A 1,019-nucleotide genomic window follows, 5' to 3' on the forward strand; every position below is an offset into this window, starting at 1 on the left:
TTAACAAAGATACGATTACTAACTTTTTCCGGGAGGAAATTATGCAGGAATCCGTGATTTACCAAGATATTCTTCAAAAGGGACTAGCCAAGGGTCTTGAACAGGGACTCAATCAAGGGAAAAAGCAGGAGGCGATCGCCCTGATTCAGGGGATGCTGAACCGCCGTTTTGGTTCCTTAGAAACCAATGTTCAAAAACGCTTTGAATCCCTGACCCTAACTGAATTAGAAGAATTGAGTTTGGCCTTATTCGATTTGACAGAAGTCGCAGATTTAGTGACTTGGTTGCAGTCCCGTTAAACTCAAGTTTTGGGCCGTTCATAAACGGCCCAAAAGTGAATCAGTTGGGAGTCATTTAAACCCGAGTTCCATGGACATAGATAACCTCTGTAAATACCTGGCCGCGAAATATCCACAACGCTTTGCCTCTTGGATATCGCGAAGAATCATTACCTCACCCGTGGAGGTGTTAAAAACCGAATTAACCCTAGAACCTGTGCGGGCTGATTCCGTGATTTTTTTACGGACGGATGAGGAAATTCTCCATTTAGAATTTCAGGTAAAAGTCCCCAAGGACAGACCGATGCCGTTGCGGATGTTAAATTATTGGGTGCGACTACATTGGCAATATGGACTGCCGGTGAGACAGGTGATTATTTGGTTGCAACCCACCAGCAATCCAGCGGTGTTTGAGACGGAATTTGTCAGCGAAAATACGCGCCATCGATATGAGGTCATTCGGATTTGGGAGGAATCTCCCGAACTGTTGCTCCAAGACCCAGCATTGCTGCCCTTGGCGGTGTTAGCAGCGACTCAAGAACCGAACCAACTCCTGGCGCAAGTGGCCCAGGAAGTGGCTAAAATAGAGGAAACTGAACTACGCCAAGAAATCTCTGCTTGTACCCAGATTCTAGCGGGTTTACGGTTTAACAAAGATACGATTACTAACTTTTTCCGGGAGGAAATTATGCAGGAATCCGTGATTTACCAAGATATTCTTCAAAAGGGACTAGCCAAGGG

Annotated in this window: 2 protein-coding genes; both read left to right on the top strand. The window is 45.6% G+C overall.

The features are described 5' to 3' along the window. Positions 1-299 (top strand): DUF4351 domain-containing protein (locus NG833_RS30235; RefSeq protein ID WP_254568963.1); only part of this gene is annotated, 299 nt, incomplete at its 5' end. Positions 300-369: 70 nt separating this feature from the next. Continuing rightward, positions 370-1,019: hypothetical protein (locus tag NG833_RS30240; RefSeq protein WP_254568964.1), on the top strand; the 650-nt coding region annotated here is incomplete at its 3' end.

This window comes from Oscillatoria sp. HE19RPO, assembly GCF_024220515.1.
Classification (GTDB): Bacteria; Cyanobacteriota; Cyanobacteriia; order Cyanobacteriales; family Laspinemataceae; genus Laspinema.